Genomic DNA, 17,065 nt, shown 5'->3' on the forward strand with positions numbered 1-17,065 from the left:
TATTTTTTCCTTATGTAATTTGTAGATTCACAACTGCTTTGGCGATGATATTGTTGACATAATAAATTTCAATATCTATAACCGCGCCTAAACGGGTCTCGTTGATGACTTTGGGATAAATTTCCAATAGATTATCAATCGCGACCGTGCCCATCACGTTGAGATTCATTGACTCTAGGATAACATTTCTGCGTCGTCTTTTGTCAAGTGTTCTTTGAACGACGATTGCGACAATCTCACTCAGAGCAGCACTTGAAATATTTCCGACATTATTGACCATGAGCGGTTCAACCATCACAGTATATGCAGAGCCTTTTTCACTGATCTTACTGGACATGTCTTCACTAAAGGTATGTGTCACTTGGCTTTCTTCTTGGCTTCTTTGAAGACTTTCTAGCACTTCAGACTTGGTCACCACACCAGCATAGGTGTAATCCTTATTAACGATTGGCATGATGTCATAACCTTCATGAATCATCTTTTGTGAAATGCTCGCCACCGTCATTTTTTGCTTGGCAACAGCGGGATAGTTCATCAGCTTGTTAATTTGCGTATCTAGACTTTTATGAGCAATATCGCGCATACTGACAACGCCAACAACTACACGATAAGGATTAACTACCACAAAACGGCTTAAATTGGTCCGTTTCATCAACTCCATAAAGTCTTTTACCGTATCTTCTTCACGTAATGCAGGGCGATGATCGTGGGAAATTTCAGCTACTGTGATGATATCTTTTTTTATTAATTCATTTGCTAAAGCATGACTGATACGATTTGCAACTGTAAAGGTGTCGTAAGTCGCGCGCATAAGCGGAATCCCCATCTCATTTGCATAATCAATAACATCCTGTTCAACATCGAAACCACCTGTAACAAGCACAGCACTTTGACCATGCAGAGCCATACTCTGAATGTCTTTACGGTCACCGACAATCATCAAACTGTTTTTCATCAAAAACTTTTTCACACTTTCCGGCTGCATGGCACCGATGGAAAAACGACTAAATTCAACCTCAAGTCCAGCATGTCCACCTAAGATTTCAGCACTGGCAATTTCAGCAATTTTTCCGAAAGTCAACTTATGGTTACGTTTTTGTCCTTTCACCGATACTCGAACAGTACCTGAGCGGTCATTTACAGCAACTAAACCACGATTTTCTGCTTCTTTAATGGCACGATAAGCTGTGCCATCTGCCACTTTTAAACGATTAGCGATACTACGGACACTGACTTGCTTACCAATGTCAAGTTTTTCTATATAATTAAGAATTTCTTCGTGTTTAGACATGAGATACTCCTAAGACTTGATTTCCTTTTTTAATAGCAAACTCCTCGAATTCAGAGATGCGTCCTTTATTGTATTGTGTGCTACCTTTAAAACGGCCAATTCGCTTATAGCCTACTTTTTGAGCCACCTGTATCGAGCTGAGATTTTCCCGATCACAATTGAGCACAAGTTGCTTCAACCCAATCTCTTTAAGACAAACTTGGGTTACAGAAGCGAGCGCTTCAGTCATCAGACCTTGATTCCAATATTTTTTGTGAAGCACATAGGACAACTCTGCTGTACCTTTTTGCTCAACCAGCTTTGAAAACTGGATCAAACCAATCATTTTTTGCTCTGATTTTAGTTCGATTGCCCATTTACCTAAGGGCTCTTTCATGAAATAATTGGCTATGACAAAGCTGGTATGTGCAAGATTTGGATGAGGATTAAAGACAAATCGAAGATTGCTTGAATCAGAGCTATATTCAAACATATCGGCTGCATCAGACATGACAAAAGGGCGAAGCCACAGCCTGTTGGTTTCAATCTTTTGGTGTTCCGCAAGTTTTACATTGATATTCATTATCACTGTTCCAGATTCTTTTTTTTAATAAGCCTATTATATCACGTTACTTCTGCTATCTGTGATATAATTTCATTACTATGAACTATAGACGGATAAATCTCAAATTAGAGCACCCGCTTGCCTTTTGGTCTGCTTTCCCTGACCCTAGTGAGCGTTTTTTTTGGTACGATAGCCAAAAGCAAGCGTTGATTATTGCCAGTCAACGCTTGCAAGCTGTGCAAGAACAAGATATCGGAAACTATCCTTACGTTTTTTACAGCCAGAGTTTTTTTGATGAAGTAAATGATGAGCTTTGGCAAGATTTCGGAAACGAGATTGTCGCTTTTAAGCATTACTTTGTACAAACACCTACAGAGTCTTATGTTTTGTCCTGTGATTCTCTCCCAGAAATTACGGACGAAAAGGGAAGTAAACTGTCCAACAGCTATACAGAAGAAGCTTCGGATTATCAAGAATGGCAAAGCCTTTACCAAAAGTTACAGGAAAATATTGCGCAGGGCAAAACAATCAAAATCGTAGCTTCTCGTCAAATTAAATTTACGAGTGAGCAGACTTTTAAGATTGAGCCTATCCTTGAGCGGTTGATAGAAAATAACCCTTCAGCTTTTATTTTTGCTTATCATAAAGCTGGTAAAACATTTCTTGGTGCTTCACCTGAAATTTTGGTCCAGAAAGAAGGTAATCATATTCTGAGCTATGCTTTAGCTGGAACCTTTCCACGGTCTCTCGCTCAGGGCGATACCCGCTTACTTAAAGACCCTAAAAATCTTCATGAACACCAGATTGTTGTCCAAAAGATTAAGAACAAGATGTTGGAGAAATCACCCCAAGTTCAGATAGGAGAAACGGGGATAATGGCTCTGAAGAATGTGTATCATCTTCGAACACTCTTATCGACGATTGACACCTCCAATTCTCTAATCGACTGGGCCAAGCACCTTCATCCTACACCCGCACTGGGTGGACAGCCTAGTAAAGCGGCACTGGATTTCCTCCGTGTCAATGAAAAACACGAACGCGGACTTTATGCGGCACCTTTAGGGTTGATCGATGCGCAGGGAGATGGAACCCTCATTGTTGCTATTCGTTCCGCACTATTTGATGGTAAAACCTGCTACGCTTATGCCGGTTGCGGCATTGTTGCCGCTTCAGACTGTCAAGACGAATTTGATGAAACAAAGATAAAATTAAAAACAATACTCGAGGCACTTTAAAAATGAACAATGAATATTTAGCACCACTTGTTGATGAATTTTTCAATCTAGGCGTACGTGAAGCTGTATTTAGCCCGGGGTCACGTTCAACTGCTCTTGCCATGCTTTTTGAAGAGTACGGCAAATATGACACTTATGTCAACATTGATGAACGCTCAGCTGCCTTTTTTGCCCTTGGTATAGCGAAAGCTCACCAACGTCCAGTGGTTCTTATCTGTACTTCTGGTTCTGCTGCTGCTCACTATCTCCCCGCCATTACTGAAGCGAAACACAGTCGTGTCCCTCTCATTATTTTGACCGCGGATCGGCCCAATGACTTGCAATTTGTGGGCGCTGCACAAACCGTGAATCAGGCGGATTACTTTGGTAAATTTGTTAACCATTATGAAGAGTTAAGTCATCCCAATGCTCATAATTTCTGGACTTATCCCCGTAAGGTCGCACAACGTGCCTATATGGCATCTACTCATACTCCTGCTGCTGCCGTGCAAATCAATGTGCCTATCAGTGAGCCTTTGATTCCAGAACTGAACCCAGAACATTACCAAAAAAGCCGCGCGCCTTTCTCTCTCAGTCAAGGGAAAATGCAGCCGCAGTTTGTTCCTGGATTAAGTGGCAATGTGCTCATTCTCGCAGGACCCGATAGTAACTCGGATTATCAAAAAGCACTTTTAGACCTTTCCGAAAAGATTCAGGCACCTATTTTAGCGGATCCTTTGTCTAATTTGCGTAATTTTAGTCATCCCAATATTATTGATGCTTATGACGCTTTTCTCACACAGCCAGAAATCCTCAGCACACTTAAAGTTGACTGTTTCCTTCAGTTTGGTCAAATCCCTGTATCGAAACGCGTTTTACAATTAATTGCTCACAATTCTCAGGCAGAGTATATCCAAGTCGATCCGGCGCTTGAATACCGCAACCCGAGTCAAACTACGACACAGGTTATCCAAGCTGATGTGGCACTTTTTTGCGCAGCAGTTCAACCTTCAACTGCTGGTAAAACAGCACTCAAGCAGTGGCAAAACTATCAGCATATCATGCGCCAAAAACTCGATACAGTTAAAGATGAAACTGCACCTTTTGAAGGGCGTTATGTTCAAAGTCTGCAAAACATGCTCCCTGAGCATGCACAACTTCTTATTTCTAACTCAATGGCCATACGCGATGTGGATTACTTTTGGCGCAGTCGCCAAGCCAATGTTCGTCTTTTAGGGAATCGTGGCACGAATGGTATTGACGGACAAGAATCAACTGCCTTAGGTATAGCTACAGGCGGACAGCCAACGGCCCTCTTGACCGGTGATCTCTCCATGCTTCACGATATCAATGGCTTAATCGTAGGTAAAACGCATCAGCTCAACTTAACCATCGTCCTTTTCAACAATGATGGTGGCGGAATTTTCCACCATCTGGCACAAAAGGGGCAACCGCATTTTGACTATCTGTTCTCAACGCCACACGGTTTGGATTTTGGTGGTTTATCGCAGTTGGTGGGCTTGGATTATCATCTCGTGGAAGATTATCAAGACTTTGAAAAACAATTCAGTCAAAGCTTTGCTCAAAAAGGTATTCATCTGTTGGAAATTAAAACGGACAAGGACGTGAGCTTAGACTTGCACAAAAAATATACGACTTATGCTATTTGAAGATAAATATATCCAGATTGATTCACTTCACTTTCATGTCAGGATACATGGTCAAGGCGAGCCACTTTTAGCCTTACATGGTTTTAGTCAGTCTGCTGTGACTTGGGAAAATTTAGATATACCTGGCTACCAAATCTTTGCTTTAGACCTTGTGGGACATGGAAAGTCTAGCAAACCGGAACAACTTGAGCCTTACACTTTGGAAAGCATTTGTGAACAGCTTAGGCAAATCGTACAAAGCCTCTTTCAAGAAAAAAGCTATAGCTTACTGGGTTATTCCATGGGCGGTCGGATTGCACTGCAATTTGCACTCAACTTTCCTGAGCAGCTCATTGAACAACTCATTATCGAATCCGCTGCCCCTGGCATAGCTGACATTAAACAACGTGAAAAACGTCTACAAGCTGATCTTCGCTTGGCTGAACACATCGAGGAAAATGGTGCTGTCTGGTTCGCCAATTATTGGGGGGCACTCCCAATCTTCCAAAGTCAGCAAAACCTTCCTCAGGAAGAGCAACATAAAATCTGGTCCAGCCGCGCACAAAATGCGCCTCATGCTCTGGCCCAAACTTTACGTGCTACAGGGCAAGGAAAGCTTCCAGACATCTCAGAGAAACTCCAAGATTTAAAGCTGCCACTCCTTTATATCACCGGTGCTCTGGATCAAAAATATAAACAAATTGCTGAACAAATCGGTACTTATTCAAAATCGCAAAGCCTGATTGTGGAAGACGCAGGGCATAATGTGCATCTTGAACTGCCGCAGCATTTTAATTTAATCTTAAAGACACATTTGCATGACTCAGCCATGCTATAATGAATAAATAAACAAAAAAAGGAGACAAACTATGTCAAAATATAACTGGCTTGCTTTAGACCGCAAGTACGAAGATGTCATTTACGAAACTTATAACGGTATTGCAAAAATTACGATCAATCGTCCTGAAGTACGTAATGCATTTCGCCCTAAAACAGTGGTGGAACTTATTGATGCCTTTACTGTAGCGCGTGACGACACTTCGATTGGTGTCATTGTTTTGACAGGTGCTAATCACGGCCAAGGTGAAGATAAGGAAGCTTTCTGTTCTGGCGGCGACCAAAAAGTACGTGGAGACGGTGGTTATGTTGGTGAAGATCAAATTCCTCGTCTTAACGTTTTAGACTTGCAACATCTGATCCGTATCACACCAAAACCTGTTATTGCGATGGTCAACGGTTTTGCTATCGGTGGTGGACACGTTCTCCACATCGTTTGTGATTTAACGATTGCTTCTGAAAATGCTAAGTTTGGTCAAACAGGACCACGTGTGGGTTCTTTTGATGCCGGTTATGGTGCAGGCCTCTTGGCTGCTATGGTTGGCCAAAAGAAAGCACGTGAAATCTGGTTCCTCTGCCGTCAATACACTGCGCAAGAAGCAATGGATATGGGCATGGTAAACACTGTGGTACCTTTTGATCAACTTGAAGAGGAAACAGTTAAATGGGCCGAAGAAATGCTTGCCTTGTCACCAATGGCACTTCGTATGCTTAAAGGCTCAATGAATGCGGCAACTGATGGACTTGCTGGCTTGCAACAATTTGCTGGTGATGCAACGCTCATGTACTACCTCAGTGACGAAGCCAAGGAAGGGCGCGATGCTTTCAAAGAAAAACGCAAACCTGACTTTGACCAATTCCCTAAATTCCCATAAGCCATGAAATGGTTAAAAGAACAGGCTGAAAAATCGCCAAATAAACTTTTCTTAAATCAGCTGACTTTTAAAGAAGTCTACGATAAAACTGTTCAGACAGCCCAACATTTAAACAAAGAAACAGCTAGGCACAACCGCCTAGCTCTTCTTTCAGAAAATTCGCCAGAAATGGCCATTGTGCTCTTTGCGCTATTGGCTTTGGACAAGGAAGTCCTCCTGCTCAATACGCATCTTACAGCCAATGAAATCCAAGAGCAACTGACTGAACTCGATGTGGAACTGCTGATTGCTTCGGATCAGCAAACCTACCCAGCAGACTTGTCTTTTTCTGACATCCATTCTTTAGAAACCCGTACAGCTGTGCTCAATTGGCAGCCAGCGCCAGAGAAAATTGCTGTGATTATGAACACCAGTGCAACAACTGGAAAGTTCAAATCTGTGCCTATCACATGGAAAATGCTTGGGGCACATGTGGCTGCTTCTGCAGCAACCATGGGCGTCCTTCCCGAGGACAACTGGCTTGTGGTCCTCCCCATGTTTCATGTCAGTGGTCTCTCCATTATCATGCGCAGTCTCTACAATGCCACTCAGGCCACCATACGTGCTTCTTTCGATGAGGAAGAGTTGATCAAACTGATGAATAACAGCTCGGTAAATATGGTTTCCATGGTACCGACCATGCTTAAACGTGTTCATGATAAAATTGCTGCCGAAAGTTTACGTGTCCTCTTATTAGGGGGCGAATTTATTCCGCAACCTTTGATACAGGCATGTTTTGCACAAGGCTTACCTGTATACAAGACTTACGGGATGACTGAAACTTTTTCCCAATCTGTCACCTTCAACATTTTGGAACATCCGGACAAGCTAACTTCTGTCGGTCAAGCACTTCCTGGCGTAGAGATTGAAATTTTAAATCCTGATGCCACTCAGGCGGGCGAAATACATCTAAAATCGCCAATGCTCATGAAAGGCTATCTTAATCAAGAGGATGTTCAACTTTTCAACACAGGTGATATTGGCTATCTTGATGAAGACAACTTCCTTTACATTCTCAATCGCCGTAAAGACATCATCATCTCAGGCGGGGAAAATATTTATCCCAAAGAGATTGAGGACTTACTCTATAGCTTAGAGGGTGTTGTCGAATGTGCGCTTGTCCCACAAGAAGATGAAACTTGGGGGCAAGTGCCACTTCTTTTCTACGCAGGTAGGCCTGATGCCCAAGAAATTACAAACTTTTTGAGCCAGCGTCTGGCCAAGTATAAACTTCCGCGCCAGATTATCAAAATGAACGCCCTCCCCAAAAATGCCTCAGGCAAAATTCTTAGGAAAAATTTAAAAAATGAAGCTTAAATCGATCAGTTTGAATCACGTCCAACTCCCGATGAAGTTTAACTTCAAGACAGCCAAAGGTGAGCTGAAACTGCGTGACACCATCATTATCATTGCTGAAGACGAAAACGGCCAGCGTGGATATGGCGAATGCGTAAGCTTTACTACACCTTTCTACACGCAAGAAACTTTTGAAAGCTCATGGGACTCCTTAGTGCAGACTTACATTCCAAAAGTAATGACAACACACTTTACACATCCCTTTGACATTCACCAATTTTTTGAGCAGCCCTTGCCGATGGCAATGGCAGGTTTGGAAAATGCCTTGGTGGACCTTTATTACAAATCCAAGGATGAAAATACAATCGCTGCCCTTTTTCCTGAGCCCTTAACAGACACTTTATCCCGTGGTGCCGTCTTGGGAGATGTTCCTTTTGAACAGCTTCCTAGAAAAATCGATGAATTAGTCGCTCAAGGTGTGGAAAGAATAAAGCTAAAAATTAAACCCGCAGATGGTTTTGAGCGCGTCCAATACGCCGTGAAGCATTATCCTCACCTCCAATGGGTTGTTGATGCCAACCGTTCTTATACGCTTGAAAATATTGAAGCATTGACAAAGCTCGATCAATTTGGACTTGTCTGCATTGAGGAACCTTTTGCTACCGATAATCTTGAAGACTATAAAAACATTCTTCCGCAGCTTTCAACACCTCTCTGTTTTGACGAAAATGTCCAAAGTTGGAGTGATTTACAGGCCCTTTCTCAACTTAAGGGAAAGACCATGCTCAATATCAAAATTGGCCGCTTAGGTGGACTTTATCAAACAAAAGAAGCCATCGCCTTTTGCCGGAAAAATAACATCTCTTTCTGGACTGGCAGCATGGTCGAAAGTGGTATTTCCAAGATATTGCATACACAACTGGCCACTTTAAGCGACAATGCCATGCCCGGGGATTTATCAGATTCGTCCTATTATTTTCATGAAGATTTGATTGTACCAGAAATTAAATTTATTGAAGGCAAGATGAAGAGACCACGTGGCAAGGGCTTGGGTGTGGCTATCAATCAGACAGCACTTGAGCATTACACTGTGAAAAAGGAGATTTTTACATGACTTTGATTGAACAACTGGGTATTCAACAGCTAACTTTAACCCCAACAGGTTTTACTGCTCAAATGCCTTTAGAAGCCTTTCACGCGCAACCTCAAGGTTTCTTAAATGGTGGCGCAACGCTGGCCTTTGCTGAGGTTGCGGCTGGTATGGCAAGTAATCTCTTGCTTGACGATAAACATTTTGCTGTCGGCCAAGCGGTTAATGGCAATCATCTGAACCCAACTAAAGCAGCTGGAATGCTCTTTGCGCAGGGACTTCTTCTGCACAAAGGTGGGCGCACCCATGTTTGGGAGATGAAGTTTACAGATGCGCAAGAGATTTTAGTGGCACAAGTCACCGTAACGAACGCTATTGTGGAAAAAAGATATGGATAAAGACAACTTAGTATTTACAGAATTGGTGGATATAAATGAAGCCGAACTTGCGGATATCAATCAATTGATTATTGACACTTGGGCTTATCAAGAGTGGAATAAACAAGAACATGTCTTGCCTATGGCTGACTTTTTTCTTGAAACAATCCTCTTGACCTCCACAAAGGTTTTTGTCGCTAAAGATAAAGGAAAAATTATCGGTATCGTCGCTGCTGCTCTCACTCCTGATCTGCTTCCTAAAAGTCGGATAAGGTACCGCCAACTTGAAGCTCTGAGTTTAATCATCAACCAAGGGAAACCCGAAACCGTTTTTGACTTTTACTTGGAAACCATGAAGCTCAATGAGGAACTCATACAGCAAAACAAGCAAACATTTGATGCTGCCTTAAACCTTTTAATCTTAAATGAGCACTATAAAGGCTTAGGTCTTGGCAGCAAGCTCTATCAACTTTTCCTTGATTACTTGAAGGAAAATAAGGCAAAAACCTTCTTCCTCCTGACAGACAGCTATTCAAATTATCCTTTTTACGAGAAAAAAGGCTTAAAAAGAATCGCATCACGGCGCTTCTCCTGGAGTAATAATGCGGAAGTTTCCGAGGAGGATGTTGAGGAATATTATGTTTATGCGGGGCGAGTGAGTTGATCCGTTTGATAATCTTATTAGTAAAAGTTATAATAATATATTCTTCTTAAGTTTTAGGTATTCTAGTACGTTGTATTAGTCAAGATAAGAAATTATATTTTGAGTCAAATTGTTTCACTGTATCAATGTGCATCATATTGACTTGAAAATAGCACTTCTAATTTAATATTTGGATAAACTAAAGAGTACCGTATTTTATTTCAAGCGTTGATATTAAATAATATAATTTCTCTATTATAATATTATAAAACAGAAAGAGACTCATTCTAAGATACATTAAAACTCATATAATATTATATGAGTTTTAATGTACTTTTTTCAAAAAATTAATAAAAATCATTTCATAAGTTGTCAAAATTTTGATTCGTTTACGGTCTATAGAATATTTTGAGATACAATTATAGAGAGAATTAAACTTTATTTTCAATGTTCTAACTCAAAAATTTTTAGTAGCTCAACAGATGAAGGGCTATTATCATAGTTTGTATCCATAATATCAGACATAAAATCCCACCATTTTTGATTTACTACTGTTTTTGAAGTTTTCAACCATCTCTCTTCATCCTCAATTTCTAAATAAGCATATAATGCACAAGTAAAGGGGTCAAGAAAAATTGAATAAGAAATTACGCCGTGAACTTTTAACATCTCGACCATCTCCGGCCAAATTTCATCATGCCTCTTTTGATATTCTTTTTCACATCCTTTTAAAAGTTGCATCTTTACTGCTTTTTTATCATTCTATTCCTCTTAAATATCTAAATACCCTTCATGTGGGGTTACACCAAAAGCATCTGCAAGACGTTGAAGATTTTCATCTTCTAGAGTCTGTCTAACTCCTCCCTGTGCTTGAACATAGGTGTAGACTTGTGCAGCCTTTTCTGCCGTTTCAATCAAGCCAAATGTCTCATCCATATCACGGCCTGCTCCATAGATACCGTGTTGTGGCCAGACTACTAGACGTGTTTCTTTCATTTTACTTGCTGTTGCTTCACCAATTTCATTTGATCCTGGGATAAGCCATGGGATAATGGATAGCCCTTCAGGAAAAACAACTAGACATTCTGTACACATCTGCCATAAAGTTCTTGTAAAAGTACGTTCATTCAGTTCATGTGTAAATGTCATTGCCAAAAGATGCGTCGCATGATTGTGCATGATAATCCGGTTTTCAGGGTCAACTTCTAGCCGTGCAATATGACTCATGAAATGGCTAGGTAACTCGCTTGTAGGAAGAGCATCATTCTCGAGTCCCCAGAGTAATTCTACTGTATTACCTGAGTCAGATATACGGATAATTCCCATATTTTCTGCAGGAAAGTCTTGAATATTTTTAAAATATTTTCCAGATCCTGTCACGGCAAAATAACGACCCGCTAATTTGCTAGCATCAAACTTTATCGGAATTTCACGTATCACTTGTGCTACGTCTAGAAAAGGGGTAATCCAATCCTCATCTAGCAAGTAAGAAATATTCCCACCATTACGTTCATCCCAACCTAATCGATAAAGATTCGCACTTGTTTTCATTACTTCTTGCACAAAAGGTGCTGTTAAAATGTCTAACTTTTTCACTTTTCTCTCCTATTATTTACGTTCCATCAAGACTTCTTCTTCGTAATTGCGAACCTCTTCTAACCAGTCTAAACCAACAGGTACACCATTTTGCTCACAGAAGTAATTCCAGACATCGGCATAAGGAAAATCTTTCAACTCTTCTGTGTAGGCCATACGTTTAGTAAAATCAAATTCAAGCTCCATCTCTTTCAAATCTTGAATGGGTTCAAGCATATCCTTTCGATGAGTGACGGCGTAAGTTTTGATGAAGCTACAAACACTCTAAGCATTGACTTTTCGGGCAGTGCGGGGAGTACTAAACAAATTGTTGTGGAGTGATTTTCGTTAATTGGTGCCCTCTTCCTTAATTTATATAACTCCCTAACCTACCTTCAAATAAAAAAGCATCAGAAATTTCTGATGTCTTTTTATTTTATATTACTTTTTTCCTTATTTTTTAACATAAATTTTCTTACAAATACGAAAATCAATGCGAGGATAATGAAAAACAAACCAACTAGAGCTGTCTTTGTAACTTTTTCTCCAGCATTTGGCAAATGCTTCGAATCTCTCTTCGTATCTTCATTTGAAGTTGAGTTTGTTATCTCTGATGAAGATCCTGTTGTAGTTGAGGACTCTGTCGTTGGGGGTTCTGTGGTTGTTGGAGGTTCTGTGGTTGTTCCAATAAATGTATTCTTTATTGTGAATTTATTTCCATTTTGAGTAACTGTACTTTGAAACTCATCTGGTACTTTTATTTCTTCAACTTGGTAAGTAAAGTCATCACCGTTATTATTATACAACGGTAAGTCAACATTTTGAGCATTAACCTCTAAAGTTTTATATTCTTGCTTAAAGCCTTCTTCCTTTGTGAGTTTAATGATATCACTTGATGTCCATGTCTCAGAAGTTACCTGTTGACGTGTAACAATAAATTCTATAGAATCAGGTGTTTGATTTTTATCTATATTTTCCCAAACTTTTTCAACATCTAAAGAAATCTTTGGTGCTTTTATTGATGGTATCGGAAAATCTAATTCCTCGCCTGATTTGTTAGGATCTAAAGTCGTTCTCCCGTTACACAGATACCAGCTATCTCCCTTAAAATCAGAATTTTCGGTATCAATACGTACCTGATAGCTCAAAGTAATACGTTCATCGCTTCCAAGTGCAATTGAAGAAACTGAAATTGTTTGATTTGCTTCTGTAACTTTTATATCCTGAACCAAATCTGGTGCTTCTTGCCATACACCGCTACTATCTTTACGCCAGCCTTGTAGTTTGTAATTTTGTTCTGTGAAATTTCCTGAACCCTGTAGGAGGATACCTTCCCCCATCGGATCTGTAATCGTTCCATTAGGGATAGTTTTTAAAATATTATTTTGCAAGTTCTTAAAGACCTCTGCTAATCCTTCTAGATTTTCATCAATTGTATAATATCCTGAAGGATTAGAGGAAATATTTTTCGCTATATACTCTCCTCTTCCAGAAGGTGCTACGCCGACTGAATAACAAATTACCCCACTCTTTTTAAGCTTCATCACACTTCCCAAAGTGTCATCATTAATAACATTTTTATTCACTACAATCCCATTTGTATCTGAACCAGCACTTGTGGTGTGGTATAAAGGTGAGTCCGTCTGAAAATCTTCATGATATGTTGAGGTATGGTAGCCATTATAGTCGATAAGTTCTCCATTATTAGGATACTCAACAGCATCTGGAGCAGGAATATAACTGCGGTTAGCACTTCCATCCCCGATATGAACCAACATATGCTCCGCATCTCCACGCCCATCTTCCGTAAACATACGTTCTGCTTCAATAAGTCCTTTTTGAGTAAAGGTTCCAGATTGACTCTTTGCTCCATTAACCAAGAAATCATCTAAATAGTTGGCATCTGTGGAGAATGTTTGTGTGGAGTAAAGATTTCGATTATAACAAACCAATCCTACACGAACATGTCCTTCTTGCAAAACTTCAGCAATACTGGTTAAAAATTGATGCACTGCATTTTGTGTATTTTGGAGTTTTTCGCCAGACATTGTAGATGAAAAGTCGATAACGAAAACCAAGTCTATATCACGTGGCGGATTAATATCATTTCCCTTCACATCAAGGGTGACATCAAATAAACCTTGTTTTTCAGCATTTTCCTTTACGCTTTTTTTAACGTAAGCTTTATTATCGTAATTAACATAACCTTCACTATCAAAAGAAACGCCTGCTACATTACCATAATCATAATTATGTGTATTACCATTTGTAACACCATCTTTAATATATTTTCCTTGTTGGTCGTTCATATAAGGGAAATCTATTGTCTCAGCCTTAGCCAAAACTGCTTCTCCTCCAACAAAAATTAAAATCAAAAATAGTAAAAATAATTTAAATATCTTTTTCACTTTTTGTTTTCCAATCCGTTTATTTAGTAAATATAATAGTTGACTAACAAATTTAAATTTTTCACTTTATAGCAATAATATTTACACTGATGCGCTAATATCATATTAAGTATTAAGCAAAATTAAATCATACTCTATTCAATAGCATTATCTTTTCTTTCTAATAAATTGTAATTTTTCTGACAATCATGTGAAATCCTGTTATTCAAGGCTCTATGAGTCATTTACTTAACAGAAGAAAATTATTTCCAACTATTTTTTTATATTTTGTATAAAAAAAGCTATGACAACTTCTCCTTTATATTTTTTTAGTTGAATCTTGCTATTATAATTACACTACTTACATTATTATATTCCCGGAAAAACACTTGCTTTATCAATCTTTATTTATATTTCTATACTATATTTCTGGAGTAACTAATATAAAAAAATGGTAAAAAAAAAGAGCACATAAGCTCCATACTTAGTGCTGCTACCGTCAGGTCCTGACACGCTTCGTAAGAAACTTATTGCTCCGAAATTTATTATAACATACTTCTTCTTGTTTTGACAAGCTTTGACTTTATCAAAAAAATTTTATCATTTACTTAAAGATTTCCGCTCCTTATAAACTTCCACAGCACGTTCATAATCTTCTTTCATGGTTGGAAAATGTTTCTTGATAGCATTTGCTCCAATAAAATAAAAGACAATCACCAAAATCAATACAAGGAAATTAATCAAAGAAAGAATAGCTACAAGCATACTATCTTGGGGTTGCGCAATGAGCGTCATCACATAAAAAATTGACAGTACGTTGTACAAATAATAAAGAATGGGTGCTACATGACAGATTTTAGGTGCGTGAATCCGTACATAACCAATATGGGTAATAATAGCAAACACAACAAGAATTACTCCTGCTGCATTGATCGTAAATCCAAGGAAGACAGCGATAAAAAGTACAATCAATCCAATAGGAATACTGATACTATTGAGCCAGGCGCGGTAAGGTGCTGTTTCTTCTTTGTAGCGCTGCTTGGGAGTTTTTTCGGCGTCCATGAGTTATCCTCGTTTTTCTATTTTATCCTTTGTCTATGGTAACAAAAACTTACAGAAATTTCCTATAAAAAAGAACAGTTACAGCTGCTCTTTTTTTTCTTTATTTCTCTTTCTCCGATGTTGGAAAAAATCTTTCATGATGTCGGCGCACTCAGCTTCTAAAATGCCACTTTCTAAAGTGACACGATGATTGAGCCGTTTATCTTCTAAGATTTGATACAAACTTACCGCTGCTCCAAACTTGGGATTTGTTGCACCAAAGTATACTTGTGGAATGCGAGCTAAACCAATGGCTCCAGCACACATAACACAAGGTTCAATAGTAACAAATAAAGCACAGTCTAATAAACGCCAGTTCCCCACAGCTTCATTAGCAGCTTCAATGGCGCAAATTTCTGCATGGTGCGTAGCACGGCCATCAAGTTCTCGGCGGTTAAAACCGCGGCCAATTACTTCACCATCGTGTACAATGACCACGCCGATGGGGACTTCTTCATTTTCTGCTGCCTTTTGGGCTTCAAGCAGTGCTTGCTGCATGAAATACTCTTTTTCTTGCTGACTAAACTCCATTATACCGTCCATTTCATATGGGGTTGAGCCAAGTCAACTGGTATATTTCCTGCTGCTTCTTGCGCTTCCTCACGTAATACTTGTAAATCACCAACTTGTGGCAGATGTGTGAGGACTAGTTTTTTCACATTGGCTTGTGCTGCAATTTCTCCTGCTTCTACACTGGACAAGTGGTTCGGCATTTTGACCTTATCCTTGAAGAAATAAACGTCAGCCAGCAAGATATCCGCATCTTTGGAAAAATCAACAAGTTCTGCAAAATAGCCCGTATCTCCTGTATAAATTAAAACCTGTCCTGTCGCTCTCTCAACAATACGCATCGCGTAGCAAATAACAGGATGCACTGTTTTTAAGAACTGAATATCAAAGGGTCCAACAGATGTGCCGTTTTCGACATCATAAGCAATTCCCTCACTGACATTTTCCAAAGATAATTTTGAAAATTCGTATTCATTTTCCTGATGGCCATAAATTGGCAAAATTTGTGGTTTCACTGTTTGCAGCTGACGATATTGACGCAAAGCGCCTAAGTCTGCTATGTGGTCTTCGTGGTAGTGGCTCAAGATGATTGCATCCAAATCATTGGGTGAAAGCTCATGCTCAAGTTCCGTCACGGCACGTGATCCAGCATCCAATAAAAGGTTAAATCCTTCTTCACTTTGTAATAAATAAGAAGTTGTGCCTGCATCACGTGTGGGATATCCGCCCCATACACCAAGTGCTGTTAATTTCATATTGTCTCCTCTCTTTCAAACCTTAACATAAAGTAAACGATAATTAAAAATGTGCTAGATACCAGTAAGGTCCAGTTGCCAAAGATATCGGCACTATAAGTACCCAAGATAGTCCCTAGGAAGAAGGCACCGACCAGACTAGCAAAGACACGGAAGTTTTGTAAGTAGCGTTGTTCATGTGTCAACGCGTAATTCGTTAAGTTGACCATGGTTGATTTCAAATTTCCGGTCATCATGATACTTCCGTAAGGAAGTCCTCTTGTTTTACTGAAAGTATCGTGCTGAATGGCCATGAAGAATGATAAAAAGCCAACAAAAATGGAAACAGGTAATTTTAAAACCGTGGCATAAAGTAAGGTAAATACGGTCACGCCTGTCCACTGCAATAAGAGCAAATAAATCGTATCCGGCTTATTCTTCTTCCTTAAGTAATAAGAATATATATTTTTAAAAATTACTCCACAAGAAAAGAAAAGAACAGGAATGATAAAATCTGCTACACGTACAAAATTTCCTTTGGCTAAATAAACCGCTGCCTGTATCATGTTCCCCGTTTGCATCCCAATAAAGCGCCCATCAAAGTGGAAAAAGGAAAAAGCATCCATAAATCCAGCGTTCATCGCTAAGAGCGAGGCTACTCTTAGTTTTTCTCTCATTTCAGTGTTCATATTCTTATTATAGCATTCTTAAAACCTTTTGGCACAATTGTGTTTCGTTGATCTTCTATGGGCTACTTTTGTCCCTTTGACCTGTATCAAAAATAATATATAAACAAAATGCACTGTCAAATTCTTTTAACACCTCCTTTTTTTGAAAATATAAAAAAATCGGCTTATAATGAAAGTGCATACATATCTAAAGATATCGAATTTTTAATGAAAA

General features: G+C 39.4%; 17 protein-coding genes, 1 other RNA gene and 1 pseudogene. 8 read left to right on the plus strand and 11 right to left on the minus strand.

Annotation, left to right across the window (positions count from 1 at the left end; genetic code table 11):
• Positions 1 to 10 precede the first annotated feature (10 nt).
• Complete coding sequence (locus tag J0J36_RS06880; RefSeq protein ID WP_019291841.1) at positions 11 to 1,291, minus strand: DRTGG domain-containing protein; 1,281 nt, start codon at positions 1,289 to 1,291, stop codon at positions 11 to 13.
• Positions 1,284 to 1,853: a GNAT family N-acetyltransferase gene (locus J0J36_RS06885; RefSeq protein WP_019291842.1), complete on the minus strand. Its 570-nt coding sequence runs from the start codon at positions 1,851 to 1,853 to the stop codon at positions 1,284 to 1,286. The genes J0J36_RS06880 and J0J36_RS06885 overlap by 8 nt, the downstream gene beginning before the upstream one ends.
• Positions 1,854 to 1,933: 80 nt before the next feature.
• Here J0J36_RS06885 and J0J36_RS06890 point away from each other — a divergent pair, with 80 nt between their 5' ends.
• The 8 genes from J0J36_RS06890 to J0J36_RS06925 are packed head-to-tail and all read left to right on the plus strand — an operon-like array spanning position 1,934 to position 9,876.
• Entirely contained in the window at positions 1,934 to 3,070 is a 1,137-nt protein-coding gene (locus J0J36_RS06890; protein WP_153925215.1) for an isochorismate synthase, read from the plus strand.
• Between the two features lie 2 nt (positions 3,071 to 3,072).
• Positions 3,073 to 4,719, plus strand: a complete 1,647-nt coding sequence (menD, locus tag J0J36_RS06895) for a 2-succinyl-5-enolpyruvyl-6-hydroxy-3-cyclohexene-1-carboxylic-acid synthase (RefSeq protein WP_153925217.1) — start codon at positions 3,073 to 3,075, stop codon at positions 4,717 to 4,719.
• Positions 4,709 to 5,536 (plus strand): 2-succinyl-6-hydroxy-2,4-cyclohexadiene-1-carboxylate synthase, encoded by an 828-nt coding sequence (gene menH, locus J0J36_RS06900; RefSeq protein WP_019291845.1) that lies wholly within the window; start codon positions 4,709 to 4,711, stop codon positions 5,534 to 5,536. The genes menD and menH overlap by 11 nt, the downstream gene beginning before the upstream one ends.
• 31 nt (positions 5,537 to 5,567) lie before the next feature.
• Positions 5,568 to 6,410, plus strand: coding sequence for a 1,4-dihydroxy-2-naphthoyl-CoA synthase (gene menB / locus J0J36_RS06905; RefSeq protein ID WP_019291846.1), 843 nt, complete (start codon positions 5,568 to 5,570; stop codon positions 6,408 to 6,410).
• A gap of 3 nt (positions 6,411 to 6,413) precedes the next feature.
• Positions 6,414 to 7,766 (plus strand): o-succinylbenzoate--CoA ligase, encoded by a 1,353-nt coding sequence (gene menE / locus J0J36_RS06910; RefSeq protein ID WP_019291847.1) that lies wholly within the window; start codon positions 6,414 to 6,416, stop codon positions 7,764 to 7,766.
• On the plus strand, positions 7,756 to 8,859 hold the full coding sequence (gene menC / locus J0J36_RS06915; protein WP_019291848.1) for an o-succinylbenzoate synthase: 1,104 nt from the start codon (positions 7,756 to 7,758) through the stop codon (positions 8,857 to 8,859). Before menE ends, menC begins: the two co-directional genes overlap by 11 nt.
• Positions 8,856 to 9,233: a PaaI family thioesterase gene (locus J0J36_RS06920; RefSeq protein WP_019291849.1), complete on the plus strand. Its 378-nt coding sequence runs from the start codon at positions 8,856 to 8,858 to the stop codon at positions 9,231 to 9,233. The genes menC and J0J36_RS06920 overlap by 4 nt, the downstream gene beginning before the upstream one ends.
• A complete protein-coding gene (locus tag J0J36_RS06925) occupies positions 9,226 to 9,876 on the plus strand; it encodes a GNAT family N-acetyltransferase (RefSeq protein ID WP_019291850.1) in 651 nt (216 codons plus the stop codon). The genes J0J36_RS06920 and J0J36_RS06925 overlap by 8 nt, the downstream gene beginning before the upstream one ends.
• A gap of 423 nt (positions 9,877 to 10,299) precedes the next feature.
• On the opposite strand, the gene rhaM is transcribed toward J0J36_RS06925, so the two are convergent.
• From rhaM to J0J36_RS06970, 9 genes and pseudogenes are all read right to left on the minus strand, one after another.
• Complete coding sequence (gene rhaM / locus J0J36_RS06930) at positions 10,300 to 10,596, minus strand: L-rhamnose mutarotase (RefSeq protein ID WP_019291851.1); 297 nt, start codon at positions 10,594 to 10,596, stop codon at positions 10,300 to 10,302.
• 30 nt (positions 10,597 to 10,626) lie between these two features.
• Entirely contained in the window at positions 10,627 to 11,451 is an 825-nt protein-coding gene (gene rhaD / locus J0J36_RS06935; protein ID WP_019291852.1) for a rhamnulose-1-phosphate aldolase, read from the minus strand.
• Positions 11,452 to 11,463: 12 nt separating this feature from the next.
• Positions 11,464 to 11,673: pseudogene (locus J0J36_RS06940) on the minus strand (L-rhamnose isomerase); the annotation flags it as partial.
• A gap of 188 nt (positions 11,674 to 11,861) precedes the next feature.
• Positions 11,862 to 13,838 carry a VWA domain-containing protein gene (locus J0J36_RS06945; RefSeq protein WP_019291854.1) on the minus strand — a complete coding sequence of 659 codons (1,977 nt, stop codon included), beginning with the start codon at positions 13,836 to 13,838 and terminating at the stop codon, positions 11,862 to 11,864.
• Positions 13,839 to 14,266: 428 nt separating this feature from the next.
• An RNA gene (gene ffs / locus J0J36_RS06950) (signal recognition particle sRNA small type) lies at positions 14,267 to 14,364 on the minus strand.
• Between the two features lie 53 nt (positions 14,365 to 14,417).
• Positions 14,418 to 14,879, minus strand: a complete 462-nt coding sequence (locus J0J36_RS06955) for a hypothetical protein (protein WP_153925220.1) — start codon at positions 14,877 to 14,879, stop codon at positions 14,418 to 14,420.
• Between the two features lie 78 nt (positions 14,880 to 14,957).
• Positions 14,958 to 15,449, minus strand: coding sequence for a tRNA adenosine(34) deaminase TadA (gene tadA / locus J0J36_RS06960; protein ID WP_019291856.1), 492 nt, complete (start codon positions 15,447 to 15,449; stop codon positions 14,958 to 14,960).
• Positions 15,449 to 16,183: an MBL fold metallo-hydrolase gene (locus J0J36_RS06965; RefSeq protein ID WP_019291857.1), complete on the minus strand. Its 735-nt coding sequence runs from the start codon at positions 16,181 to 16,183 to the stop codon at positions 15,449 to 15,451. Before J0J36_RS06965 ends, tadA begins: the two co-directional genes overlap by 1 nt.
• Entirely contained in the window at positions 16,180 to 16,851 is a 672-nt protein-coding gene (locus J0J36_RS06970) for a YoaK family protein (RefSeq protein WP_019291858.1), read from the minus strand. Before J0J36_RS06970 ends, J0J36_RS06965 begins: the two co-directional genes overlap by 4 nt.
• Between the last annotated feature and the right edge of the window lie 214 nt (positions 16,852 to 17,065).

Source organism: Lactococcus sp. LG1074, assembly GCF_017309525.1.
GTDB classification, from domain to species: Bacteria; Bacillota; Bacilli; order Lactobacillales; family Streptococcaceae; genus Lactococcus; species Lactococcus petauri.